Source organism: Amycolatopsis sp. QT-25 (assembly GCF_029369745.1).
In the GTDB taxonomy this organism is placed as follows: domain Bacteria; phylum Actinomycetota; class Actinomycetes; order Mycobacteriales; family Pseudonocardiaceae; genus Amycolatopsis.
The window spans coordinates 7,966,035-7,992,190 of record NZ_CP120210.1 but is presented as its reverse complement, the minus strand read 5'-3'; the positions used below and the strand labels follow the sequence as shown (position 1 = coordinate 7,992,190).

The following is a 26,156-nucleotide window of genomic DNA, read 5'->3' as shown; positions in this document are numbered from 1 at the left end:
ACCTGCCACGGGCGGACCGGTGGTGGCTGGCGGCGCCCACGATGCGGCGGGGGCGGTGTCTGGTTGAGCGCCTGCGGTGCCGTCGCCGGACGGCGCGGCGGCGGCTTCGGCGGCTTCTGGGGCGGCGGTGGGGTGGACGGCGGTGGCCCCTGCGGCGGCGGAACCGGCTGACGCCGGGTCGGTGGCGGAGGCGTCCCCTGCACCGGGGGCGCCTTCCGCGGCGACACCTGCGCCGGCGGGGGGTTCTGGGGCGGCCTCAGCCGCCACGTCTCGTCGTCGGGCCGGCCCGAGACCCGCTTACGCCTGCGGTCGGGCGGTGGCTGCTGGGGAGGTGGCGGCACCGCCCGCCGCGGGCGCTCACCGCGTTCGGGCGAGGGCTGCTGCGGGGGCGGCGGACGACGTTCGGGACGTCGTGCCGGGCCATCGGTGCGGCGGGGCGGGGGCGGGGTGCCTTCGCGCCGGGGACGGCCTGCACGCTCGGGCGGTACACCCGGCTCTCTTTCCAACGCGTGCCCAATCCTCGGTGCTCGGCTACCTGATGCCCGGTGGCATCGTTCGACCCAGGGTAATCGGCAATGGCCGGAAACACTTAAACCTGTGCGTCCTCGGTCACACGTGGGGTGGGTTCGTCCGCCGGATCGGCTCGCGAGTCCTTGATCCTCCGGTAGATCCGGCGGGACGCGAGCAGCAGCAACGCGCCCGCCGCGGTGATCGTGACGATGATGGTGATCGCGCCGTACTCGGTGGAGGTCAGCTCGAACCGCGCGTCGGTGCCGAGCCGGGTCCCGTCGGGCGTGGTCAGCGCCACGTCGACGCTGAATCGGCCCGCACGGAGCGCCTCGACCGGGAGTAGCTGGTTGACGGCGCCATTGGCCGGGACGGTCCGCTCGGGAACGGCTTCGGTGGGGCGCAGGCCCACGTTGTTCTTCAGCACCGTGCGGACGTTGATGCCGACCGGCAGGCCGTTGGTGATGTACGCGGGCAGGGGTGACGCGCCGGAAGCCAGCGCGATCGTCTGCTTCGGCCGCTCCACGGTGACCTGGCCGCGGATCGCGTCGAGATCGCCGCGGGCGTTGCCGGTGACGGTCGCGGCGTCGGCACCGCGCCACGACGTCGAGGCGGCCCGGATGAGAGCGAGCCGGACCGGAGCGATCACGTCGGCCGGATTCACCCGTTTGGTGGCATCCATCGTCATCGCCGACGACAGGCTCAGCGTCTCGTTGTCGATCTGGGACATCTTCGCGGTGACTTCACCGCTGGTGGCGGCCGTCAGATCCTGCGGGTCGTAATTGACCGAAGCCGTCCCGGACGGGCTCTGACCGAGCAGGTCGGGCAGTGGCGACGACTTGATGAGACCCGCGGCGTAGAACTCGCCCAGCCGCTCCAGGAACGTGGTCAGTTCGGTACGGGTCGCGTCCCAGTGCCGCGGCGGTGCGATCAGCAGTTGCGCGCGCCCCTGCCCGCTCTGCCCGCCGAGCCCGGCGCGGAAGGCGATGGCGCCGAGCCCGTTCTGGGTGGACTCCGACCCGTTCAGCGCGGACGTGACCAGCGCGTCGATCGGCTGCGCGCGCAGGTCGGTGCCTTCGAGGGCGACCATGCCGGAGAGCGGGGACTCGGACTGGAGCTTGGCCGAATCGGTCAGCACGGTCTTGACGCCCGCCTTGCCGATCGCTTCGACGGTCTGCGCGTCGAGGGCGCCGCCGGGCCAGAGCACGCCGTCCTGCGGCTGGATGCCGAGCAGGTTTTTGATCGTCGCCGCCCCGCCGATCGCGTCGGCCAGCAGCGCGGTGTCGGTGGCGTCACCGGCGCGAACCTTCGCCAGCGCGGTGAGGTCGGCGTCGGCGAACGGAAGGGTGACCACGCACCGGCCCGCGACCAGCGCCTTGATCTGGCCGAGCCAGTTCTTCGCGGTGTCGGCGCCCTTGCCGGGGACGGGGCCGCCGCCGGTGGCGACCTGGTAACCGCGGGTCATCCCGTCCACGGTCGCGACCAGGTCGGGGTCGATGGCCAGGCACAACGACGACGAGACCTTCGTGTCCGCCTCGGCCGCGCGAGCCGCCGCCACGAGTGAGCCCAGCCGTCCGCCGGGGGCCAGTTCGTCGGCGAGCCGCTCGTCCGCCAGGGTCAGCGGGCCGCCGAGCGGGGCGGAGACGACGTGCACGGTGCTGTTCGCGATCGGCCACAGCAGGCTCGCCGACGGTACAGAGGGCGCAGACGGCACAGACGGCGTCCGCGACGCGGGTGCCTTGCCGGGAAGGCCGAGCACCGGCATCAGCAGGGTGACCGCCGCCAGCCGTTCCGGGCCGCCGAAATCCGGGGTGCCGTTGACGTTGACCAGCAGCGGGTACACGCCGGTTTTCGGGAACTGGAGCTTCGAGGACTGGCCGAGCGGGACGGCGAGGTTCAGCGCGGCGCTCTGGCCGGGCTCCAGGGCCTCCGGTACGAGGTCCACGAACTCCGTCGCCGCGAGGTCCTTGAACTTGTCGCCCGCGAGGACGTCGCCGATCTGCTGTTCGGTCTGCAACCGGGTGCCCAGTTGCAGCCGGACGCCCAGCTTGCTGATCTTCCGGTCGCCGACGTTGGTGACGCGGCCGGTGACGGCGAGCGAGGTCGAGGTCGTGGCGACCACGCGGGGGTTCACCTCGTCGAGGTCCACACGCAGCCGGGGCTGCTCCTGCGCCTGCGCGACCGCACCGGTCAACGCGGGCAGAACCAGGAACAGGATCGACAGGACAGTGGCGGCAAGCCGCTTCACTCAGGTGCTCCCTCGGCGGTGTGCTGTTGTTGCTGCGCGAAGAGTTCTTTGGCCTTCCGGACCAGCTTGCGCTCGTCGGAGTAGGCGAGCCTGGTCTCCAGGTCGGCGAGCGGTACCCAGGCGACCTCGGTCACTTCGACATCCTCGTCCGAAAGTTCGCCGCCGGTGGATTCCAGGATGAAATGGTGCACTGTCTTGTGCACCCGCCGACGTTCGGCCACGAACCAGTAGTCGATGGTGCCGAGCGGCTCGAGGACCCGCGCGGAGATACCGGTCTCCTCGCGCACCTCGCGCACCGCTGTCTGCGCATGAGTCTCACCGTCCTCGATGTGGCCCTTCGGCAGCGACCACAGCAGTCTGCCGTGCCGGTCGAGCCGCCCGATCAGCGCGGCGTTCAACCGTTCGGCGTCGACGACGAGACCACCGGCCGAGGTTTCGTCGACCGTGGTCAGCCGCCTTCCCCGCCTGCGCCTCCGCCGGCGGCCCGGCTTCGAAGCGCCGGAGCGGCCGGCTGATCCAGACATGCTGCGATGCTAGAGCAAACGGCGGTACGGGTACGCTGGCTCACCGTGCCCGTGTTGGGCCGGGCAAGGGTAAGTACATCCAAATCGTGGTGGGATTGTCGTGAACAAGGTGGTCGCCGGGCAGGCGATTGCGGGGAAGAGCACTGCGATGCAGAACGCCGTGACCGAGCTGATGCGCATTTCCCCGCTGGCGGACGAGCTGGCGAAGCTCTTCGCGAAGGCGGGGTACAGCCTGTACCTCGTCGGCGGCAGCGTCCGCGACATGATGCTCCGCAGGCTGTCGAACGACCTCGACTTCACCACCGACGCCCGGCCGGACCAGGTGCTCAAGATCGTCGGCGCCTGGGGCGACGCGGTCTGGGACGTCGGTATCGCGTTCGGCACGGTCGGTGTCACCAAACAGGGCATGACGCTGGAGATCACCACGTTCCGCGCCGACAGCTACGACCGCGTGGGCCGCAACCCCGAGGTCACCTTCGGTGACAGCATCGAGGGAGATTTGCTGCGCCGTGACTTCACGGTCAACGCGATGGCGATCGACCTGGCGAACAAGACCTTCGTCGACCCGTATGACGGGCTCCAGGCGCTCCAAGACAAGCTGCTCGACACACCCGCGACCCCGCAGGAGTCCTTCGCCGACGATCCGCTGCGCATGCTGCGGGCCGCGCGTTTCTCCGCGCAGCTCGGCTTCACCGCGGCGCCGCGCGTGATCGACGCGATGACGTCGATGGCCGACGAGATCGACCGGATCACCGCCGAGCGCGTCCAGGCCGAACTGTCGAAGCTGCTGCTGGCGGACGACCCCCGGCCCGGGATCGAGCTGCTGGTGGACACCCACCTCGCCGACCGTGTGCTGCCCGAAGTGCCCGGCATGCGGCTGGCGATCGACGAGCACCACCAGCACAAGGACGTCTACCAGCACTCGCTGACCGTGCTGGCGCAGGCGATCGACCTGGAGAAGACCCACGAGCCGACGTCGGAGCCGGATCTGATCCTGCGGCTCGCGGCGCTCCTGCACGACGTCGGCAAGCCCGCGACGCGGGAGTTCCAGCCCGGCGGCGGCGTGAGCTTCCACCACCACGAGGTCGTCGGCGCGAAGATGGCCCGCAAGCGTTTGCGTGCCCTGAAGTTCTCGAAGGAGATCGTCCAGGACGTCAGCCAGCTCGTGTTCCTGCACCTGCGGTTCCACGGCTACGGCAAGGGCGAATGGACCGATTCGGCGGTGCGGCGCTACGTCACCGACGCCGGTGACCTGCTGCCCCGGCTGCACAAGCTGGTGCGCGCCGACTGCACCACGCGCAACCGCAAGAAGGCGGCCGCGCTACAGGCGACCTACGACGACCTCGAGCGGCGGATCGAAGCGATCCAGGCGCAGGAGGACCTCGACCGCGTCCGCCCGGACCTCAACGGCGAGGAGATCATGCGGATCCTCGGCCTCAAGCCGGGCCCGGACGTCGGCAAGGCCTGGAAGCACCTGAAGGAACTGCGGCTCGACCGTGGTCCGCTGGAGCACGACGAAGCGGTCGCCGAACTCAAGAAGTGGGCCGCCGAGAACGGCATCGGCTGAGTTATGTCGCGAAGGCGTCCACATCGGTCAGCAGTTGCCGCCAACTGGAGAGCTTGCTGACCGGACCGTGCCTGTCGAGTCGTTCCAGAAGTTGTCTCCGCTGCTGGTTGAACCGTTTGCCGTCCCGTTCGCGTCGTCTGCCTGTCGATTCGGCGGCGGCGAGCAACGCGGACCGTAGAACTTCCTTGGGATCGGCGACCTTCTCGACTTCATGGATCTTCGGCAGCCCGAGCGCCGCTTTGCCACGAGGGTTTCCCGCGACTTGGCGAATGAGAGACTCATCCAGGAGCAGCCAGGCTTCGGTCATCCGAACAGGGATGATCGGGCACCACGCCGGGGCGGCGGTCTTCCTCAACGCACCTGCGATTTCTTCGCGTCGTGCCAGGCTTCCCGAGTTGTCGGCATCGCGGTGGACCATGACGAGATCCACCCTGTTCTCCATGAGCCTCAGACCCGCCTTCACCCGTGCTTCCACGTCTTTGGGGACACCTCGAAGCTGCTCGAATGGCGGCATCGTCAACCGGAGGTCGACGCCTCGATCTCGAAACAGGAGCTCGGCCAGTCCCGCCAGAGGATGATCGGAGCTACCTTCGGCCACGAACAGGCCGCGCACAGCGTTCCCCATCAGCCGACCAGGTCGATCGGGAGCTTGATCTGGACTCCGGGTGGAGCGGTCGTGTAGACGACGAGATCGGCATCTGTGGCCGTTACCGTCGCTTCTCTGGCTCGCCACGTGCCGGCCAGCGGGAGCAACGAGAGCGCTCTCGTCGTGTTCCCGTCAGGCGCGGTCTGCAGCCGGTTGTCAGCGACCAAGATGTCGTCGCGGCTGCACAGCTGGACCACACCTGGAGAGTGAGTGTTGATGATGACCTGCCGGAACGGATTGTTGGCGTCCGGTGGTTCGTCCGGGTCGACCGCGAGGTCACGCACCAGATCGATCATGGCTTCCAGATTGGCCGGGTGTATCCCGTTCTCCGGCTCTTCCATGCAGATGAGGCCGGTCACCGTGGGATCCTCGAGCAGGACGCACAACGCCAGAAAACGCAGCGTGCCTTCCGAAAGAGCGCGTGCCGGAAGTCTGAGCCCCCCACGTTCCTCCAGGAAAAGCGTGAGCACCTCGCGGACCTGGTCCGGTTCCACGGAGAGACTTTCGACACCGAGGTCACCAAGGTCGGCGAGCCGCCCGGCGACCCGCGCGTAGACGGCCTCCGCGTCCGGCGCGACTCCGCTGTTCACGTTGTCCTGTGCGATCCGGAAGAGCGAGGCCGCGAGGTGGCGGCCGTCGGAACCGAGCGAACGAGGGTCGGTGAATCCGTCCGGAGTTCGAAGCGCGGAAGGTTCGAGCGCGAGCCTTCGCCAGCTCTGCATCTCACGGCGCGCGGCGAGAATCGTCGGGTGGTCGTTCGTCGTGATGCTGCTCAGGACCGTTCTGCCTGCCCGTGCGGCGGCGCGTGGCTGTGGCCTGCCGGAGCTCCCGCCGTCACCGTGCACATTGATCACCAGGCCACTCTCATGAGTACCCGTCGAGAGATACGGTCCACCGCTCCGGCGCCCCAGCACCACGGCATTTCGGAACTTCTTGACACTGTGCGCGAACCTCAGGTGCTCAGCCGCTTCACCTCGGTTGATGTGGACCAGTCTTTCGGACAGCAAGGCGAGCCTGCCGACGCTTGCTTCACCGTCCGGACGTGTGTAGCCGATTCCGAGCTCGTAGCGAAGGAACGTCGTGGTCGCTGCCGCGAGGGAGCCGAGATCGTCTTCGACCGTCGCCGGAACGATCATCTCGACGGCGATGTGGAGCTCACGCTCGTGGTCGCCATAGCCATCCCAGAACAGATCTCGTGGATCACCGCTCCGTCCATCGGCAGGTCCGCGTACCTGCTGGGCTGCCTCCATCAAGGTGCCGGACGCCAGGTGCGAGAGAAAGTCGATGACGTCGAACACGTTGGACTTGCCGATCCCGTTCGCGCCCGCGATACAGGTGAACGGACCGAAGTCGACCCGCACATCCAGCAGGTTCTTGAACCCCTGCACCTCCAGCCTGGTGAGCATGGAAGTCAGGCTAGCGTGCGGGTGAGACGAATCGGCGGAGCAGCGGGCCGCCGAGAACGGCATCGGCTGAGATGAACCCCGTTGGTCTCTGGATCCATCCGGCGTAAACGGCGATACTCCTGCCGGTGCTCCGGGCAGGGGGAGAATCCATGGCGAAGCGGCCGCCCAATTTTCTGGTGACGTTGCTGCGTCGCGGCGCGCCCGCGCTGGCCACGGCGACGAGCGAGCTGTCCGACGAGGTGGGCGACCCCACGCCGATGCGCGCGCTCCGGCGGATCCAGCAGATGTCCGGTCCGATCGACACGGCCCATCGCGACAACCTCCTGCTCAGAGCCGCCCGCTATGTCGCCCTCGTCCCGTTGGTCTACCGGCTCTTCGCGGTGCCCGGCGCGTTCGGCGCCTACGTCTCCACGCACGGCACGGTCGGGATCGGCCCGGTCGGGCTGGTGGCGCTCGGCTCGGTCGCGCTCTCGCTGTACGGGATCCGGTGGATGCTGCGCTCGGCGCCGTTCCGCCCGCAGCACGCCGTCCGCCTGCTGGCCCTCGACCTCGTGTTCACCCTGCTCGCGCCGCTCGCGGTGGCGGCGCTGGTGTCGGCTTCGGTCTTCACCGAGGCGATGGCGATACCCGGCAAACACCTGCTCGGCGGGGTCGCGTTGCTGGCGCTGGCGCTGGGCATGCCCGCCGCCGCGGCGCTCGCCGTCGTCAGCTTCCCGGTGCGGATGCTCGCGTCCCTGATCGGCACCGGCCGAGCCGCCCCCGGCGACGCGATGGCCACGCTCCCGTCGATTCTCGGCGTGCTCTTCACCGCGAGCGGCGCCCTCGTCCTGATCGGGCTCGGCACCCGGCTCGCTCTCGCCTACGGCATCCGCAACGGCCGGATCGCCGAACGCGCCCGCCAGCACCGCATGCTGCACGACTCGGTGCTCCAGACCCTCGAAGCGATCGCGCTGGCCAACAAGGGCGACGCGACCACACGGCTCGCCGAGGTGCAGCGCCTGGCGCGGGCGCAGTCGATGGAACTGCGGCGGACGATCGAGAACGAGGCTTCGGACCGATCCGAGGCCGGGTCACGGCCGCTGGGCGAGAAGCTCGCGTCGCTGGCGGCGGAGATGGCGCGCGACGGCCTGCGCGCCCAGCTCGTGATCGCCGAACTCGACGACGACACGCTTTCGGAGGTCCGGCAGATCGCCATCCGCGACGCCGTCCGCGAGTCCCTGCGCAACACCCTCAAACACGCCGGGACGGACAAGGTCGTCGTGCGCGTCGAGGAGCAGGAAGGCGGCGTCGCGGTGATCACCCGCGATCACGGTGCCGGGTTCAGCATCGACTCCCGGCCCGCGGGATTCGGCATCAGCGAGTCCATCACCGCCCGGCTGAACGAGGTGGGCGGGACCGCGCGGGTGGAGTCGGCGCCGGGAAATGGCACCAGAGTCACCCTGTGGGTGCCGTTCTGACGGTAAACAGGAGACCATGAAGAGAACGGACGTCCTGGCCGAAGCGCTCACCGCGTACCGCGACGGTGACCGGGCCAAGGCAGCGGACCTCGCCGAGCGCGCCGGATCCACGCTCGGCCGCGAACTGCACCGGTACCTGACCGAAGGCGGCGGCGGGCGTGTGTACGACCAGCCCGCCGCGTTCACGGCGTTCATCCGCGGCGGCGGGAACGTCAAGCTCTACCGCGCGCTCAGCGCCATGCTCGCCCGGCGCTACGGCAGCGTCGGCTCCCTGCTCGACCTCGGCTGCGGCGACGGGCTCGCCGTCGTTCCCGCTCTCGAGCAGGCGGACCGGCAACCGGGCCGCATCGACCTGGTCGAGCCGTCGCGCGCGCTGCTCGCGGAAACGCGCAAACACCTCGACGGCACCCACGGCCTGCACACCTGGGACACCACCGCGCAGGAATTCCTCGCCCGCGACGACGACCGGCAGTGGCAGCTGACGCAGTCGACGTTCGCGCTCCAGTCGATCCCGACCGCCGAGCGCACCGAAGTCCTCCGTGCGCTCCGGCCGCGCACCGCCTCCCTGGTGCTCGCCGAGTTCGACGTGCCCGAGTACGACGAAGACTCCGCCGAGTACCTGGTTTCCCTGGTCACCCGCTACGAACGCGGGGTCTCGGAGTACGGCAAGGACGCGTCGCTGGTGGCGCAGGGTTTCCTGCTGCCGATCCTGCTCGGCCTGGTCGAACCGGGGGCGGACCGCACGAACTGGGAGCAGCCCGCCACCGATTGGGCCTCCCAGCTGAAGGAGGCGGGCTTCACCGGTATCCGGATCGAGCCGCTGGCGGACTACTGGTGGTCGCCCGCGGTGCTCATCACCGCTTCCTGAGCCACGCGAGTCACGCCTCCGATCACGTGAGTGCGGTCCAGACGCGCTACTGGACGCGGGAGAGCGCGCCGGTTTCGAGATGCTGGGCGAGCGGCCGCGGCAGAACGTAGGCCACGGCACCGCCCGGCGTCCCGTTCCACGGTGCGGTGATGCCGGTGACCACGCGCAGCGGCCGCAGGACGCGGTACAGGCGGCGTTCGCGTTCGCGGTCCGCGGCCAGCGACGTCTCGATGAACCGAGCCGCTTCGGCGTGCACGAGGTTGCCGGTCTCGTTCCCGAACCGCTGCACCGTGGTGCCCGGTGGCAGCACGACGATCCGCTTGCGGCGGAAGAAGTTCAGTGGCGGTTCGCCCCGGAGCGGCAGGATCGGCCAGTCGGCCGGGTTGTCGGCCTCCTCGTTCGCGCCCACCGCGGCCCGTGCCGGGTACAGCAGCAAGGTGCCGAGGAGGAACCGCGCCGCCTCTTCGAGGGTGGCGAACGCGACGGGCTCGTCCGTCGGCGGACGCGAGACCTCCCAGCCGTTCTCGGTACGGCGCAGGGTCCAGAGCCCCGGCTCCGGCACCGCGTTCGCGCCGATCCGATACGACGTCGGCGCGACGCCGTGTTCGGCCAGGCGCTGGTGCAGGACGTCCAGCACCTCGACGGCCCGGATGTCGCGGGCGGGTTCCCCGTCGCGTTCGACGCGGGTGCGGACGCTTTCGTCCGGCAGGTCCGCGGCGGTCCTCGGTGGCCGCGGCTTCCCGACGATCTCCGCCTCGGCGGTCGCCCGCACCAGCTCGCCGACCAGCGGCGGCCGGAAGCCGGCCGCCCGGATGTGCTCGACCAGCTCCGGCTCCGGCGGTACGCCGTACTTGCGCAGGTAATGCGGCACGGCCGCGGGCCAGATCCAGACGCCGTCGGTGTGGAAGGCGTTCGGCACGTCCGGCGGGCCGTTCGGGGTGAAGACGTCCGGCTGCGGACCCGGCCGGGTCAGCGCCACCGGCGAACGGAAGAGGTAGTCCAGGACGCCGCGCATCATTTCCGGCGGCACCGGCGGCCGGTTGACGACCGGCCGTTCGCCCTCGTTGTGCGCGTCGACGACCTTCGCGTGCCGGAACACCACGTCCAGCGGCAGGCCCGCCTTGGCCGAGAGCCAGGCCGGGACGTGCTTCTTGTCGCGCGGGAAGATCGCGAGTTCGGTCGCGTACGCGCGCGGCGACGGCTTGCCGCCCTCGTTCGGCGCCAGCCGCCACGTGGGTTCCTGCTCGGCGTCGAAGTCGAAGTCGAAACGCGATTCCGAGTCCAGCGTGAAGGTGCCCTGGAACCAGGTGCCGGTCTCCGGCTGGTGCATCGCCGCGCGCAACCGCGCGAACAGCGAGCCGAGCTCCGGCGGGGCCGCGATCGACACCGACACCGGGCCGGTGCCCTCGTCGCCGACCGAGCGGACCTCGAGTTCGGAGTAGTCGCCGACCTGCCGGAACTGGGCGCCGACCCGCTGCCAGCCCGGCGGCAGCACCCGCAGCAGGGTCCGGCCGATGGCGCGCAGCAGCGCCGCCTGGTCACCCGTGCCGGGCTCCGGGCGTGCTTCCGGCGTCTCGACGAAGTCGTGCCTGGTCTGCCACAACGCCGTCAACCGTGACGGCGCGGCCGTGGTCGAGAAGTCCGTCAGTCCCAGTTCCGCCGCGCGGGCCGCGTCCTCGCCCGCCCAGCGCAAGGTCAGGTCGCCGCCGCCGGTGTTCGGCGCGATCTGGAAGTGCTCGTCGTCGAACCGGCCGTAGGACTGGAGGCTGAAGGTCGCGCCGGCCTCGCCGTTCAGCACCACGCGGGCGGGCCGCCCGTTCCAGTCGCGGTCGAACCCCTCCGGCGCCGCTTCCCCCGGCGGCGCGATGAGCAGTAGCGTGCCGTCTTCGGTCGATCGCTGGGCCGCGAAGACGGTGTCCCCCCAGACGGCGTACAGGCCATCCGGCCGTTCCGCCGCTTGTACCCGGTAACGCACGATGTGTCCCCTCCCCGAGTTCCCCAAACCGGGGGTAAATCTAGTGGGCCGGATAGCGGGCGTACCACCGGTCGTCATCCGGCGCGGTCCCGCCGAACTCCGCGAGCGCGTCGTCCGCGAGCCGCCCGATCACTTCGCTCAACTCCAGCTCCACGAGCCAGCTCGTCTCCAGCTCTTCCTCGCCGTACATCGCGCCGACGAGGTTCCCGCAGACCGACCCCGTCGAGTCGCTGTCGCCGCTGTGGTTCACCGACGCGAGCAGCGCGACGTTCGGGTCCGTGGTGGTCAGTGCGACGTAGACCGACATGGAGAGCGCGGTTTCGCCGACGTTCCCCTGCCCGAGCGTTTCGAGCTTCTCCGGCGTCGGAGCTCCCTCTTCGGACAGGGCGAGCGCCTGGTCCAGCGCGACGCTCTGCTCTTCGTGCCCCGGGTACTTCTCCAGTTCGGCACGGGCGGTCGCGATGGCGTCGAGCAGCGGTTCCCCACGCAGCAGCTCGTGCACGATCACCGCGAACGCACCCGACGAGAGATATCCGCTCGGGTGACCGTGGGTCAGCGCCGCGCTCTCGGCGCCGAGCCGGAACACCTCGGCGAGGTCGTCCGACCACAGCGCGACCGGCGCCGCGCGCATGATCCCGCCGCAGCCCTTCGAGTTGTTCACCGGCTTGGCCATGCCGGCGCGCACCCCGGTCTTCCCGTACGCCTCCAGCTCGCTGAAGCAGGTGAGACCGGGCGCGCGTCGGCTGAACAGCTCGCGATTCGTGATCAGCCAGCCGTCCGGTTCCGGGCTCGTGTCCTCCGGGCCGCGCGCCCGCTCCCACGAGACGCCCTGGGTGTGCAGCCAGCGCTGGTAGGCCAGCTGGAGCGACTGCTCGACGGCGATAGCAGCGGTAGCAAAGGTCCCCTGCTGCCTCCGGCCGTTAGCAAAGGTCCCTTGCTCCCGCCGGGCGCCGACACCGGCCCTGATCAGGCCTTCCAGGGTGAACAGCGTCATCTGGGTGTCGTCGGTGATCCGCCCGAGGCCGCCGTACGCGGGGATGAGGCCGGTGATCCCGGCCGGCCCGGCGATCTCCCGGATGCGGTCGATCGAGTCGAACTCGGTCTTCGCGCCGAGCGCGTCGCCGAGCGCCCCGGCGTACAGGCTGCCGCGCAACCGCGACCTGGTCGCCGGATCTTGAAGCCACTCGCGCATTTCTCTACTGATCTCCTCGTGGATACCGGTTCGCGTCCCAGCGCCGCCGCTCTTCGGGTTCGCGGGGCAGGCCGAAGCGGTTGAAGTAGTAATAAGCGTCGCCCGCCATGGCGTCGACGACACCGAGGTCGGGATACGCGGCGAGCCAGGCCTCCGGCAGGCCGGGCACGGTGAGCCTGGCGCCCACCATCGCCCCGGTCAGCGCGCCGGTCACCGCGCCGCCGCGAGCGGCCAGCGCGAGCGCCGCCTCGGGGTCGTGGCCCCGTTTGGCGGCGGCGAACAACGCCCGGCCGAGCACCGAAAGCGGCGTCCGGCCGTCTCCGATGCCGTCGAACTGTTCGACGTCATCAGCGTCGACGTCGTTCCTGAGGTCGAGCACGGTTTCGACCAGGTCGCCGACCTCGCCGCTGTACTCGTCGAAGCCCTCGAGGAAGTTCGCGACCGCCGGTTGGCCGTCGCGGGCCGCGAGCTGGGCGCGGAAGACATTCACCAGCAATTCCGCACCGTGGACGACCTCGTGTCCGGCGGCCGAACCGACCAGCTCACGGACCACCTTCATCGCGTAGAAAGCACTGTCCGCGGGACCCTGCACGCCACCGGTCACCGTCGCGGCGAGCGCGGTCGCCAGCATCGCGGAGAACTCGGCGGGGGGCGGGCCCGCGCCTTCGGTGGCTTTGGCGATCCAGCCGTCCGGCCGTCCGCCCGCGGGCAGCGACGCCGGGATCTCGGCCTTGTCCGGAGCCGGGTCCAGGCCGCGGAGCACCGATTCGGTGTGGAACAGCAGCTGCCGGGTCAGTCCGCCGAGTGGCAGGCCGTCGGCGGGGTCCGCGCCCGAGCCGAGCGCGTCGCCGAGCGCGAAGCCGACGTACGCGCCGAGAAGCCGTGGGTACGCGAAGCTGCCTATGGGGAGCGTCAGGTGGTAGAACTTCCCGAACGTCCAGGCGGCCGGACGCGGTTCGCCGTTGTCGTAGAAGTGCGTCACCAGGCCGTTGGCGAACAGGTCCTCGGGCAGCTCCGGCAGCGGGCGGCCGTCGTGCTTCGCCCGGGAGCGCTCGAACGACAGCGTCGCGGCCCGCGTGTAGCGGGCGAGTTCTTCACTGCTCAGGGGGTAGCCGTTGTCGCGAGCCTGGTCGACGAGACTCCGCAGGTTCGTGACGGCGGCGCCGTCGTACTCCCCGCTGAAGTAGGCGGGGCGCCCGACGGACTCGGGGCGCTCGGTCCCCGCCGGGAGTCCGAGGTCGGCGACCTGCCGCAGTGTCTCCGGGTAGACGTTGAAGGTCTCCGGCCGTCCCGGGTTGACCAGCAGGCCGGCTCCGGGGTTGTCCTTGGCTCGCCGCAGCAGCACGCGGGGCTGGATTCGCTGCCACATCGTGTACTCCGAGGGCACCTGCGCCTCGGAGGTGTAGACGACGAACCGCACGCCGGCGTCGCCGAAGTCGCGGACCTGCAGGTGGCCGTCCTTCGCCGGGGCCAGGACGTCGAGGTCGAGCATCCAGTGGACGAACTCCTCCGGCGTGATCCACTCGACGCGCAGATAGCCGAGAAGCGTCTCGACGGGGCTTTCCGGTGCCGGTCGGCCGGAGAACCGCGGTCCCGGCCGGTGATCCGGGTTCGCGCGGACCGCACCGGTCGGCTCGCCGTACAGCGTGTGCTGCTCCCAGCGCAGGATCGCCGCCTTCGGAACGGGCAGACCGGGAACCGCGGCCGGGTCGAACTCCGGATCGACGACCTCGGCCCACCGGGTGAAGGCGTCACTGTCGCCGCCCGCCGCCGAAACCGCCATCAGCTCCAGGTCGAGCCGGATCTCACCGCCGTCGTCCGGCACGAAGGCGACCGGGCTGGGAAAGAGGCCCACACCGGGCTCGGTCCCATCGAGCCAGCCGACGGTGTTGTAGGTGACGTTCCAGCCGTCGGTCGCGCGCACGACGTAGTCGCGGCGGATCCGCAACGCGCCGGTGCCCTCCCCGCCTCGGCCCGCCAGCCATGCTTCGGCCCGGCTGACGGCTTCCTCTTCGTTCATCGTCCCCATTCCGTTCACCAGCGTGGATACCGCTGGGCCCAGCCGTCGACCTCGTGCAGCGCCGAATGGCGGTCGAAGTGCCAGAACGCGTCGGTGGCGATGTTCTCCACCAGGTGGCGCAGTTCCAGCTGATCGACCCACTTCTGCGGCAGCCCGGGGATGCCGGTGCGGGCGCCGAGCAGCGCACCGGCGACGGCGCCGGTGATCGCGCTGCGGCCCGAGTGGTTGACCGCACGCAGCAACGCCTGCTCCGGGTAGTTCTCGAAGCCGGACAGTGCCGCGAACGCGCGTCCCAGCACCGAAAGCGTGCCCTTGCCGTCGCCGATCAGCTCGGGGACCCGCAGATCGGGCAGGCCGTGCTTGCCGAAGAACGGCACCGATTCCGCGACCATCGCCTTCAGATCCGCCCAGACCGGCCCCCGCTGGTGCGGATTCCGGTCGCTGAAGATCTCACGGGAGATGTTCCAGACCGGATAGCTGAACGCCTCCGAGGTCAGCGCGGGTTCGAACAGCCAGGTCAGGTAGGTCGCCGCTTCGACGTCGACCTCCCCCGGATGAGTGACCGAAACGAGGTCGCGGACCGCCTGCCGGACACCGCCGCTCAGGGCGGTCCCCGGTCCCGCCGCGGTCATCGCCGCGGGCAGGGCCGTGACCAGCGCGTCCGGCCCGCTCATCGGCATCGCCGTCGGGGACACGGTCGCCAGCGCGTGATAGGCGTTCAGTTCGGCGTCGTCGGGGGTGCGGCGGACACGCAGTTCCGGCACCTTCACCAACCAGCCGTCGGCGTTGTCCAACGGCGCGCCCTGGGTGTGCAGCCAGCGCATCAGCGAGTTGCGGGCGACCGTCCCGAGCGCCTGTTCGGCGGAAAGGTTCTCCGGCTGCTCCCGATGCGGGCTGCGGATGACGGCTTCGGTGTAGAACAGCAGCCGCTGGGTGAGCGGCCCGATCCGGCCGGGCAGGTCGAACGCGACCGGCAGATCGGTGACGCCGTCCGGGCCGTAGGTGCTGTGGATCTCGTCGAGCCGCATCCGGTCGACTGCCGCTCCGAGTGCCTCGCCGAGCGCGAAGCCCACGTACGCGCCCGTGACGCGCTGCCAGCCGTAGCGGGAGCTGGAGCGGTCTCGTTCGAAGTACTTGCCGAAGGTGTCCAGACGCGGCTGGAGCTGCCCGTCGTTGTCGTAACCCGGCGCCAGCCCGTTCGCCCGCAGGTCGTTCGGGCGGCCGTGCGGCGGCTCCGGCTGCTTGAGCCGTGCCAGCCACGACTGGCCGAGGACGGTCTTCTGGCATTCCTCGACGGTCAGTTCGAACCCGCGGCGGCGGGCCCGTTCGGCGGCGGCCAGCGGCGGCTTCACCGGTTCGGGCAGACCCATCTTCGCGGCGGTCTCGGCGGCGAGCGTCTCCAGTTTCGGATCCGCTTCCGGGCAGCGCTCGTTGACGTCGACGCCAGGGCCCCGGCGCGGGAATCGCGACGCGGTCTCGGCGAGTTCGGCGCCGCTGACGTCCTCGAACGTCGCCGGGCCACCGTTGATCACGAGGTTCGGCGGGCTTTCGTACCCGGCGAGGGTGGCGATGTCGACCTTCCAGTACCCGTGTTCTCGGGAGGGGAGGTTCCTGGTCGAGCTGAACACCCGGAGTTCGGCGCGTTCCTCGTTGAAGTAGAACCGCTCCGTCTTCCCCGACGCCAGGTCGAGCGGGACGTAGACCTCACAGCGCAGCAGCCCGATGAGCAGCTGCTCCCTGGTCAGCCAGCCGACGCTGGCGAACGACAGCAGCGTTTCGAGCCGGTTCTCCGGCTTCGGGTAGCCGCGGCGGATCGGCCCGGCCTTGTACTCGGGGTTCTCCCGCTCCCGTCCGGTCTGGACGCCGTCCGCGGTGACCTGCACCCAGCCGGCGACGACCGCGGGCGGAACCCCGAGGTCACCGAGTCCGGCCTTGGCGTACTCGGGGTCGACGACCTCGCGCCACGCCTCCTGGCCGGGGAACGCCACCGGGACGCTGAGCCCGCCGGGCTGCGGATGCGCCTGGCGCAGTTCGCCGTCCGGTTCGCGGACGATCACCGACGGCGGCGGGAAGATCTCCTTCTCGGCATGACCCTCGTCGAGGAAGGCGATCGTGTTGTAGGGGACCGACCAGCCCTCGGGGACGCGCAGGACCTTCTCGTGGTTCACGCGCAGGCCGGCGCCGCCCGGTTCGGACACGTCCGGGCCGTGGACCGCGCGCAGCCACTCTTCGACCTTGGCTACCGCTTCCGCCGATTCCACCTACTCGATCCTCTCCAGGCTGCCGTCGGACACGTGCTCGGCGATGGTCCTCGGGAGCACGTAGGCCACCGCCCCGCCGGGCATGTTCGCCCAAGGGACGGTGACACCGATGATCACGTGGAGCGGGCGTCGCAACCGGTAGGTCCCACCGACGCGCTCCCGTTCCAGCGGCAGGGACGTCGTGGCGAACCGTACCCCTCCGTGGTGAACCAGATTGCCGGTTTCCTCGCCGAACCGCAGTACGACCGTACCGGCGACCATCCGGCTGACGCGCTTGTTGCGGAGCAAGGTGAGCGGAGGCTCACCCGTGGCCGCCTGCACCGGCCAATCGGCGAGTTCCTTCGCCGTCTCGAGAGGTGTCTCGTGTCCGGCGGTCATCCTCGCCGGATGCAGCAGCAGGGCACCGAGAAGCTGGTGGGCCGCGTCGTCGAGCTTGTCGAAGTACTTCGGCGAGACCGGGACGCCGCCCGAGTAGGCCGCGACCTCCCAGCCCTTCTCGGTGAAATTGAGGCACCAGGCGCCGTCCGCGCGGTCGCCGATGCGGTACGCCTCCGGCCAGACGCCGTGCTCACCGAGCCTGCTGACCAGCACGACCAGCAGTTCTTCGTCGGTCAGGGCCGGATTCGGCGACGTCTCCAGCTCCGCGGCGATGTCGCCTTCGGTCTTCTTGACGTCGGAGCGGCCCGGTTTCGGCCTCGGCTTGCCGAGCAGATCCGCTTCCGCGGTCCGCCGCACGAGGTGCTCGACGTACGGCGGCTGGAACCGCTGGCCGCGAATGTGCCCGACCAGCTCGGGCTCCGGCGGGATCCCGTACTTCCGCAGGTAGTGCGGCACGGACGCGTGCCAGATCCAGGTGCCGTCGGTGTGGTAGCTCTCCGGGACGTCGCCGTCGGCTTCCGGAGCGAAGATGTCCTTGCCGAGACCGCTGCCGGAGAGGATCGCCGGTTCACGCTCGAGGTACTGCGCGACCAGCGGCGCCTCGGATTCGTCGAGCTCCGGTCTGTCCACCACCGGTGGCTCGCCCTCGGTGTACGCGTCGACGATGCGGGCGTGCCGGAACTCGACGCGCAACGGCAGCTGTGCGCGCAGCCGCCACCAATCGGGGACGTGCTCGTCCTCGCGGGGGAACGCGGCCAGCTCGTCCGGATACGCCGAAGCGGGCGGGGTCCTGGACCACGCCGGTTCGTCGTCGAGGGTGAAGTCGAAGTCGAAGGTGCCGTCGGGCTTGAGCGTGAACCGCGACTGGAGCCAGGTCCCGCGGCCGGTGATGTACATGCCGGTGCGAAGCCTGCCGAACAGCTCGTTCAGCTCGGCTGCGGGCACGACGTTGTGGCCCTCGAGTTCGGTGTGTTCCCCGGCCTGCCGGAAATCGGCCGCCGCCGGACGCGCCGCGTCGGTGACGCCCGCCCGGACGAGCTTGCCGATCTCGATCAGCAGGCCGTGTCGTTGTTCCGAAGTCAGTTGTTCCACGTGAATCATCGCGCCCGGTCCGCCCGGTGGTAGGAGATCACTGGCTGTCCCCTTCCTCCGGTGGTGCGTATTCGGGGAAACGGGGTTCCGCCCGGAACGACGGCGGCTCCCCCGCGGCGCGGCGGGCCAGCTCGTCCTCCCACATCTTGAAGGTGCGCTTGCGCAGCGCCTGGATCAAGGCCGATTCCTGCGGTTCCAAGCGGCGGTTTTCGCGCCTGGCCTGGTCGTACAGGCCGTCGATGGTCTCGTAGAGCGCGAAGATCGGGCCCGCGCCCTTGAGCTCGTACGCGCGAGCCCGCTCGGTCTCCTGGACGAACTTCTCCTCGGGCACCTTGCTGATGTCCGAACTCGCCATCGCCCACATGACCTCACGCACGTGTTCCGGCTTCTCGTCGAATTCGCCGGTGCGCGGATTGAGGAGAAAGCCGGTCAGGCCTCCGTCGGGAGTCGACTCGATGCGGTAGGTCTTCCCGAAGTACGTGTAGAAGGACGGGGTCTGGATCACGTGTTCTCCTCCGGCGGCAAGCCCTTCCGTAGCCCGGTCATGAACTTTTCCCGGACCCGGTCCATCAACGCGGCTTCCAGTAGCGCCTGTTCCGGAGTCAGCCGCTTCTTGTTGTTCTCGTCCAGTGTCCGGTTGTACGTCGGGAAGTCGCGACGGACCTCGTACAAGGCGTGCTCGTAGGCCGAGACCGTGTCGATGTGCTTCAGATGCAGCCGCAGTTCGGCGACGTGCCCGTTCGGCAGCCGGACGTTCATCTGCAGATCGCGGTAGCCGCTGTCCTGCGGATTCGCGAACCGGTCGTCGAAACTGACGATCCGGAGATCCGGATCGGCCATCACCGCGTTCAACGCGTTGTAGACGTCGGCCAGCGTGTCGAACTGGATCTTCACGCCCACCAGGTCGGTGAGTTTCGACGCGTCTCCGTCGTAACCCGCGATCTTCGCCTTCGCGCGGTCGTCGTCCTTCGGACCGGGCCTGCCCGACGCGTCACCGTTGTTGTCCGCCGCGATCCGTTCGGCGATCCGGTTCAGGTCGCCCTGGTTCCGCGGCCACGCCTCCCGCTCGGCGGCCAGGAACTCCTGGATCTTCCCTGGATCGCCCTTGTCCGCGCGATCGAATCCGGCGTGGTACTGGTCGCGGGGGTCCACGTCGGCGGCGATGTCCGCCGCCGCGTTCGCGAGGTCCCGCTGCTCCGGGGTGAGCGGAGTGTCGCCAGGACCGTCCTGGCGGACGTCGTCGATCAGCTGGTGGCCGCGTTCCTCGACGTCGCGCAGAGCGTCTTCGAGGAGCGGGATGGCTTCCGGGTGCAGCAGCAGGCTGCCGATGGTCATCGGGTTGTGCAGCAGTGAGGCCCGCAGGTACGCGTTGTCCGGGTGCTCCATCAGCCGGACGAGTTCCGGATGCGCGGGCAACTGCTCACGGATGAAGTCCCGCATCGGCCCGACGTCGTGCTTGACCCCGTTCTCGTCCTCGTGGACGGCCCGCTTCTTGTCCGGGGCCAGCCCGTCCACCGCGGCGGCGACCTCGGGATCGTTCAGGAACCGCTCGCCCTCGGCCCGGTTTCCGTCGGGCTGCTCGTCGGGCGCCATTCCGTAGCCCGTGTCGCGCGGCGGGGTCACGATCGGACGGCCGTCCGGCCCGATCCGCGACGGCGGCACGTCGGGGGTGTCTTCCCTGGCGTAGGCGAGGCGCGGATCCACCGGCTGATCCGGCCGCGCGAACGCGATCCGCGGGTCGGCGGGCCGCGCCGAAGCGGTGTCCGTCCGCGTGGTGTGGCCGTCGGTGTGCTGAGCGGCCGGGCCCTCCGGGACGCCGACGTGCATCAGCTTCATGCCCAGCGGCGGATGCGGCAGGCTCATCAGCGCACCGGACTGCGGGTCGATGAACGCGACGCCGTCGCGGGTGTTGGCCACCATGGCGATGTGCCCGCGCTCGACGCCGTTCTCGTCGAGGTACTTCACCGCCACGACCGCGTGGTGCTCGGTCGGCATGCCCCGCATCTCGCGGATGACGGTGTCGTAGTCGGCGCGGTCGGAGAACTGGCCGCCGAAGCGCTCCTCGACGTGGTCCAGCGAACCCTGGCTGTCCATTTCGTGCACCAGCAGCGGATCGGCGGTCGAATCGATGCCGTTCAGCCGGTCCATGTACGCGCCCGGCGTGCGGGTGCAGTTGGACCGGTAGCCGTTGGCCAGCGCGTCGGGGTCGTGGAAGTGCGGGTTGACCTCGGCCAGCCGCGGATGCCGGTCCGCGAGGTACGCGGCCTGCCGCGCGGGGCTCGCCGAGCCGGCGTGGATCGCCGGTTCGCTCGGCGGGTTCGTCGCGACCGCCATCGACGAGTAGTCCCGTTCGGGGACCGGCAACTCCGCCGTGTCGTCGGTGACGGAGTGGTCCTGAGCGGTCTGCTCGCCGTACTCCGGGCCCTTGTCGGCGTCCGCGACCCCGTGCCGCGCCGGGTTCTCCGTGGTGAGGTGCGGGGTCTGCGGCTCGTCGAAGCCACCGAGGCGCGCCATCGACCGCGCCTGGGCCAGGCGCGCGAGTTCGGGTGCCTCGGCGGCGTGCCGGGCGCGCCGCTCGTCCATCTTCTGCTTGGCGGTCTCGGGGTCCAGGTAGCGCGGGTCGCCGGGAGTGACCTCCTCGGCGTGGATGACCCACTTCGGCCGGTCGACCAGCGGCGGAGTCTTGAACTCCTTGCTGTGCACGTAAAGCTGCGTCGCCGGCTTGTTGATCGCCTCGTTCTCGCCCGGGTTCTCGGCGAGCGACGAAACGTCCTTGCCGGTCTTCGAGACGATGTGGATCTCGACGTCTTCGCCGAACTTCGACTTCGTGTCCGGCGACGTCTTGATGGTGGAGCTGGTCATCGTCGGCTCGGGGACGGTCTGCCCCGGCTCGTAGTGCGCCGCCATGATCGCGGCGGCGCGCAGGTCGCCCTTGGTGTCGATGCCGCGGATGGCCTCACCGTGGAAGTCCGGCAGCTCGTTGAGCGCGCCGACGATGGCCCGGGTGCTGCGCTGGGCGTTCTCGAAGTCAGGGTGCGCTTCACCCCGGCGGTTCGCCTCGTTGATCGCGTACGCGTGTTCGCGCGAGTACGAGTAGATCGCTTCCGCGGCTTCGGGCGAGACGCGGTCCTTCAGCGGGCTGGCCTCGAGTCGCTTGAGCGCCTTCTCGCGGGCCTGCTCGGCGAGGTCGGCGTTGTCGTAGCGGTCACGGAGGCTCTTGTGATCCTCCGGCATGCCACGGAAGTTCTCGTCGCCGAGATAGCTTTCGTCGAGCCGCTTGGGTGTTTCTTCCGGGCCCTTGAGCCGGTCGGCGATGTCGAGTCCGGTCTTCGGCGACTGCTCTCGAACCGGTGTTTCGGCCTCGGGGGACTTGTCGGTGTGCGTCTGTTCCGGCGCTTCCGGCGGGTGCGGGGCATCGCCGCCGCCCATCGGCATCGCCTTGATCGACGTCGGGTCGTCGGGCAGTGTCGCGAGCCGTCCGGTCATCGGGTCGGCGAAGACCACGCCGTGCGGCGTGTGTACCGCGGCGACGATCCGCGTCTCGATCCGGTCCTTGGAGCGCGGGGAACCCTCCGGCGCGTTCGGCTCGGCGGCGGCGTGCTGCTCGAACGCCACCGCGGTCCGCGCGCCGACCGGACGTCCACCCAGCTCGCGGGCGACGTCGGCGAAGCCGTTCCGATCCGACCACTGCCCGCCGACCCGGTCGCTGACGTGCTGCAACGGCGAACCACCGGTCGACGGCCCGGCGACCGAGTCGCCACCGTTCATCCGGTCCTCGAACGCGACCAGCGACTCGGCCGAGTTCGTCCGGTAGCCGTCCTGCCACGATTCGGGCGCGTAGTAGTTGCGGCTGTTGGCCTCGCCGATGGCCGGGATCGCGTCCATGAGCAGCCGCACCTGCTGATGCGGTGTCTCGGCCGAACCGGCGTGGATGACCGGCGTCCCGCCCTCGTCGAGCGGCTTCGCCAGCTCGGACCAGCCACCCTCGGGAACGTGCTCCCTCGGCTTGGGGATGTCCTGGGCGGGGGTGTCGGCGGCGTCGACCCAGCCGCCCTTGCCGTCGGCCAACTTGGTCTCGAGTCCCGCGAGGCCCTTGTTCTGGAACAGCTCCGGGTGGTCGCGGCGCAACTGGGCTTCCTGATCGGCCGCTTCCCGCGCCAGCCGCTCCTGCACGGCGTTGTTGAACTCGCGCCGCTCGGCGACCTTCTGATGGACCTCGTCCGGGCTCAGGTGGCCGTCTTCACCGGCGACGACCTCTTCGCATTCGACGATCCACTTCGGCAGGTCGTTGGGCGAGCCGTCGTCCAGCCGCTTCCGGTAATCGGGATGGTCGGGATGCCCCGGGCCCATCTTGACGTCGGTGACACGCAGTTGCGTCGCCGACTTCATCAGCACTTCGCGTTCGTCCTTGAGGGACGCGAGATCCTCGATGTGGCGTCCGGTCTTCGACTGGATGCGCATCTCGACTTCACCGGGGAAGGTGCTGCGCGGATGGTCGGGCGTGACCCGCGACGTGCTCAGCATCTGCGGGTCGACGATGACCTGACCCCTGGCGTGCGCCTCGAGGAAACTCCGGATCGCGCTCTCGTTGCCGTTGAAGTTCACCCGCCGCGAGACGAGGCCCTCGTAGGCGGGCATCTCGTTGAGGCCGGAGGTGATCGCCTCGATGTGCGGCCGGAGCGCGTCCAGTTCCGCACCGCCGTGGCGCTGGGCGTGCGTGATCCTCTCGGCCATGTCGGTACGCGTGTAGCTGTGCACCGCGTACGCGCCCTGATCCGACATCTCCCTGACGCGCGGATCTTCGTGGGTGTCGCGTTTGGCGAGGGCTTCGCGGCGGACCTGTTCGCTCCGCGCTTCTCCGGTCTCGGCGTCGAAACCCCGCTTGTCGATCTGCGTCTCGGCGAGCGCGCGATAGGCGGCGGGGTCGTCCGTGTGGAAGTCCGGATCCGTCAGGTACGGCTCGTCGACGGTGGTACCGGGTTCGTCGGTGGTCCTGTCGTCGGGCGTGACGTCCTGGGGCGTCTCGGTGTCCTTCGGCGTCTCGACGTCCTTGGGGGTCTCGACGTCCTTCGGCGTCTCGGTGTTCCTGGGCGCGTCCGTGTCCTTGGGGACGTCGGTGTCCTTGGGCGCGTCCGTGTCCCTGAGTGCGTCGACGTCCTTGGGCAGCTCGGCGTCCCTGGGCACGTCGGGGGATTCCTGCCGCGGCGCCTGCTCCGCCGGTCGCATCGGGGGCTGCTGCTGCGGGGGACGCTGCGGCTGCCGCGTGCGGTCCTGGGGAGCCGCGTTCCCGTCGTGGCCGGGGCGAGGTGCCGGGACCTGCGGCGGGCGTTGCGGACCACCGAACCGCGGCGGCTCGGCACCGGGCGGCATCGGCCGCCCGGACTGCGGTCCGGGACGACCGGGCTGACCAGGGTGATGGCCGGGCGGAGGCGGCGGCACGGGGCCGCGGTTGCCGGGGAACGGACCGTTGCCCGGATGCTGGGGCCGCGGCGGATGACCGGCCGGACCGCGGCTGCCCGGCGGCGGGCCGGGCGGAGGCGTCTGCGGACGCGGCGGGATCCCGCCGTTCGGGCCGGGACCCGGTCCCGGCCTGCCCTGGTATCCCTGAGGCGGGCGCGGCGGACCCTGCGGACCCGGCGGCTGTGGCGGTTGTGGCGGCTGCTGAGGACGCTGCCGCGGCCCGCGGTCCTGCGGATAGCCGCCCTGACCGGGCTGCTGGGGCGGTGGCTGCGGTCCGGTCGGACGCGGGCCCATCGGGCCGGGCTGCCCGTGCGGTCCTCGCGGCGGCATGGGGCCACCACCACCGGGAGGCGGCGGCGGAGGTGCGAAACCACCCGGAGGCGGCGGCTGCATCGGCTGCTGGCCCTGGAAGGGCATCGGGGCGGGCGGCTGGTCGAAACGCGGCTGCTGCGGTCCACCGTTGCCGGTGAAGCCCGCGGCCTGGACGCCGTCGTTCGGCCGGCCGGGCCGGGACGGATCGTGCCCGGGAGAGGGGAAACCACCGGGTGCCGGACCGTTGCCGGGCGGGTTGCCGCCGGGAGCCATGCCGTATCCACCCGACGGAGCGGGCGAGCTCGAACCGGGATTCGGCGCCATGCCGTATCCGCCGGAGGACGAACCGCCCGAACTCGACGGCGCACCCGTCGAGGTGGGGGCGCCGGAGGAAGCGGCAGGTGGCATCGCGCTGGACTGCGAAGAACTGTGTGCAGGACTCTGCGACGAGCTGGAGTCCGCTCCGGACGCGGGGCTCGATGTCGGGCTTTGCGTTGGACCGGAGGCCGCTCCGGACGCCGGAGTGGAGGCCGGGCTCTGTGTCGGACCGGAGGCCGCTCCGGACGCGGGATTGGACGTCGGGCTTTGCGTTGAACCGGAGGCCGCTCCGGACGCCGGAGTGGACGCCGGAGTGGAGGCCGGGCTCTGTGTCGGACCGGAGGCCGGTCCGGACGCGGGATTGGACGTCGGGCTTTGCGTTGAACCGGAGGCCGCTCCGGACGCCGGAGTGGACGCCGGAGTGGAGGCCGGGCTCTGTGTCGGACCGGAGGCCGGTCCGGACGCGGGACTCGACGCCGGTGCCGGGCTTCCCGCCGGTGTCTGGGCGGCGCCCGCCGCGGGGGCCTGCGTCTGGGCGGCGGGTGCCTGCTGCTGACTACCCGGCGCGGCCTGCTGCTGACCGGGACCGTTGTCCGCGGTCGCCGCCGGCGCGTTCTGGTGGGTCTGCGCCGCCCGCTGACCGTCACCGGTGTTCGCCGGGGCGTCGGCCGGACGTTCCGGGGCCCGCGTCGACGACTGGTCGACCCGGTCGCTGTCCGCCGCCCGCTGCGGGCCGCCCTCGGAACGCGGCTGCGGATCAGCCGAACCGCGGCTCGAAGCCGCGTCACTGTCCGCGGTGGACCGCGGCGACGAGTCCGCCGCAGAGTCCGACCGCGAGGAGGAACGCGAATCCGAAGACGAACCGGAATCCGACGAGCCCGGAGTATGCGAAGGCGTCCCCGAATCCGGGGAATCGACATCCGGCGCCGGAGGGCCGTCCCCCGCGGCGGTGGGCGTGTTCGCGGCGCGGATGTCGCCGATCTGGCTCTTCGCCCCGTCGACACCGCCGCCCACGGCCCCGCCGGAAGCGCCCATCAGGACGTCCTTGGCCGAAAGCTTGTCCAGGTCACCGGTGACGGCGGCCTGCCCGACCGTGCTGGCGACGCCTTCGGCCGCACCGCGCACGGCACCCCGCGCCGCGCTGTCGACGATCTGGCCGCCCACGCTGTCGGAGAGGCCCTTGGTGGCGCCCTTGCCGATACTGCTGCTGCCCGCGCCGACCACGCCGTCGACGGCGCCGCTGATCGCGGAATCCTTGGTCTTGCTCGAGTCCCAGCTGTCGCGGTCGCCCTTGGCCATCTGGAGGCCCTGGATGCCCGCGTCCATGGCGAGGTTCATCGCCGTGTTCTGCAGGACCTCCTTGCCGATCTTCTTCAGGCCCTCCTTGAGGAGTTTCTCGAGGAGTTCCTTCGCGACCTTCTTGAAGCCTTCCTGCGCGAGCTTCTGCATCAGCTGCCGGAAGATCATCTGGACGGTCATGCGGGTGGCGATCTGCGCCGGCGCGATCCCGGCCGTCGAACCGCCGAAGGTCACCGCGGCGGCCGCGATCATCGCGACGATCTGCGCGGCGAGGATCACCAGCGAGATGATGATCATGTACTTCGTGTACTCGACGTCCAGCGCGGTCGCGTTGCACGAGTCGCCGAGCGCCTTCGAGGAGTCGGCGAGCGACTTGAAATACGCTTCGTCGCCCTCGACGAACTTCTTCCAGGCCTCGGCGAACTTCTCCGCGCCCTGGCCGCTCCAGCCGCCGAGGACCTCGGTGGCGCCCTTGGTCGCGGTGTCGGCGATCGGCTGGATGGCCTTCGAGGCGTTGTGCCAGGCGTCGCGCAGATCGCGGAGTTTGTCCTCGTCGCCTTCGGGCCAGCTTTCCCCGACGACGATCGGCAAGAGCCACTTGACCGCGTCGGGCATCTCCATACCCA

The 26,156-nt window shown here is 70.3% G+C and carries 14 protein-coding genes; 3 read left to right on the top strand and 11 right to left on the bottom strand.

The features are described 5' to 3' along the window. Nucleotides 1–589: 589 nt before the first annotated feature. Together P3102_RS37685 and P3102_RS37680 are read right to left on the bottom strand one after the other, a co-directional pair. Entirely contained in the window at nt 590–2,755 is a 2,166-nt protein-coding gene (locus P3102_RS37685) for a DUF6049 family protein (RefSeq protein ID WP_276365451.1), read from the bottom strand. Continuing rightward, on the bottom strand, nt 2,752–3,279 hold the full coding sequence (locus P3102_RS37680) for an NUDIX hydrolase (protein ID WP_276365450.1): 528 nt from the start codon (nt 3,277–3,279) through the stop codon (nt 2,752–2,754). The genes P3102_RS37685 and P3102_RS37680 overlap by 4 nt, the downstream gene beginning before the upstream one ends. A gap of 148 nt (nt 3,280–3,427) precedes the next feature. Here P3102_RS37680 and P3102_RS37675 point away from each other — a divergent pair, with 148 nt between their 5' ends. Next, nucleotides 3,428–4,846, top strand: a complete 1,419-nt coding sequence (locus P3102_RS37675; RefSeq protein WP_276371548.1) for a CCA tRNA nucleotidyltransferase — start codon at nt 3,428–3,430, stop codon at nt 4,844–4,846. A 1-nt stretch (nt 4,847) separates the two neighbouring features. Here the strand turns inward: P3102_RS37675 and P3102_RS37670 are convergent, their stop codons facing one another. Then, complete coding sequence (locus P3102_RS37670; RefSeq protein WP_276365448.1) at nt 4,848–5,459, bottom strand: hypothetical protein; 612 nt, start codon at nt 5,457–5,459, stop codon at nt 4,848–4,850. An 11-nt stretch (nt 5,460–5,470) separates the two neighbouring features. After that, nucleotides 5,471–6,898, bottom strand: coding sequence for an AAA family ATPase (locus tag P3102_RS37665; protein WP_276365447.1), 1,428 nt, complete (start codon nt 6,896–6,898; stop codon nt 5,471–5,473). 149 nt (nt 6,899–7,047) lie between these two features. Between P3102_RS37665 and P3102_RS37660 the strand changes: the two genes are divergently transcribed. Together P3102_RS37660 and P3102_RS37655 are read left to right on the top strand one after the other, a co-directional pair. Beyond that, entirely contained in the window at nt 7,048–8,355 is a 1,308-nt protein-coding gene (locus P3102_RS37660) for an ATP-binding protein (RefSeq protein WP_276365445.1), read from the top strand. Nucleotides 8,356–8,371: 16 nt separating this feature from the next. Continuing rightward, nucleotides 8,372–9,223 (top strand): class I SAM-dependent methyltransferase, encoded by an 852-nt coding sequence (locus tag P3102_RS37655; protein ID WP_276365444.1) that lies wholly within the window; start codon nt 8,372–8,374, stop codon nt 9,221–9,223. A 46-nt stretch (nt 9,224–9,269) separates the two neighbouring features. On the opposite strand, the gene P3102_RS37650 is transcribed toward P3102_RS37655, so the two are convergent. Genes P3102_RS37650 through P3102_RS37620 form a run of 7 tightly spaced genes read right to left on the bottom strand, consistent with a single transcriptional unit; the run spans nt 9,270 to nt 26,151 of the window. Then, on the bottom strand, nt 9,270–11,198 hold the full coding sequence (locus P3102_RS37650; protein ID WP_276365442.1) for a TNT domain-containing protein: 1,929 nt from the start codon (nt 11,196–11,198) through the stop codon (nt 9,270–9,272). Between the two features lie 40 nt (nt 11,199–11,238). After that, a complete protein-coding gene (locus tag P3102_RS37645; RefSeq protein WP_276365441.1) occupies nt 11,239–12,390 on the bottom strand; it encodes an ADP-ribosylglycohydrolase family protein in 1,152 nt (383 codons plus the stop codon). Nucleotides 12,391–12,394: 4 nt separating this feature from the next. Further along, nucleotides 12,395–14,410, bottom strand: a complete 2,016-nt coding sequence (locus P3102_RS37640) for a YrhB domain-containing protein (protein WP_276365439.1) — start codon at nt 14,408–14,410, stop codon at nt 12,395–12,397. 14 nt (nt 14,411–14,424) lie between these two features. Then, nucleotides 14,425–16,671, bottom strand: coding sequence for an ADP-ribosylglycohydrolase family protein (locus P3102_RS37635; protein ID WP_276365437.1), 2,247 nt, complete (start codon nt 16,669–16,671; stop codon nt 14,425–14,427). Continuing rightward, nucleotides 16,672–18,141, bottom strand: a complete 1,470-nt coding sequence (locus tag P3102_RS37630; RefSeq protein WP_276365436.1) for a TNT domain-containing protein — start codon at nt 18,139–18,141, stop codon at nt 16,672–16,674. 37 nt (nt 18,142–18,178) lie between these two features. After that, complete coding sequence (locus tag P3102_RS37625; protein WP_276365434.1) at nt 18,179–18,646, bottom strand: hypothetical protein; 468 nt, start codon at nt 18,644–18,646, stop codon at nt 18,179–18,181. Continuing rightward, entirely contained in the window at nt 18,643–26,151 is a 7,509-nt protein-coding gene (locus tag P3102_RS37620) for a toxin glutamine deamidase domain-containing protein (RefSeq protein WP_276371546.1), read from the bottom strand. The genes P3102_RS37625 and P3102_RS37620 overlap by 4 nt, the downstream gene beginning before the upstream one ends. Between the last annotated feature and the right edge of the window lie 5 nt (nt 26,152–26,156).

Bases quoted from the DNA above. Each gene is read 5' to 3' on its own strand.
- P3102_RS37645 (WP_276365441.1), bottom strand. From the start codon at position 12,390: ATGCGCGAGTGGCTTCAAGATCCGGCGACCAGGTCGCGGTTGCGCGGC.
- P3102_RS37620 (WP_276371546.1), bottom strand. From the start codon at position 26,151: ATGGAGATGCCCGACGCGGTCAAGTGGCTCTTGCCGATCGTCGTCGGG.
- P3102_RS37660 (WP_276365445.1), top strand. From the start codon at position 7,048: ATGGCGAAGCGGCCGCCCAATTTTCTGGTGACGTTGCTGCGTCGCGGC.
- P3102_RS37640 (WP_276365439.1), bottom strand. From the start codon at position 14,410: ATGAACGAAGAGGAAGCCGTCAGCCGGGCCGAAGCATGGCTGGCGGGC.
- P3102_RS37655 (WP_276365444.1), top strand. From the start codon at position 8,372: ATGAAGAGAACGGACGTCCTGGCCGAAGCGCTCACCGCGTACCGCGAC.
- P3102_RS37675 (WP_276371548.1), top strand. From the start codon at position 3,428: ATGCAGAACGCCGTGACCGAGCTGATGCGCATTTCCCCGCTGGCGGAC.
- P3102_RS37665 (WP_276365447.1), bottom strand. From the start codon at position 6,898: ATGCTCACCAGGCTGGAGGTGCAGGGGTTCAAGAACCTGCTGGATGTG.
- P3102_RS37680 (WP_276365450.1), bottom strand. From the start codon at position 3,279: ATGTCTGGATCAGCCGGCCGCTCCGGCGCTTCGAAGCCGGGCCGCCGG.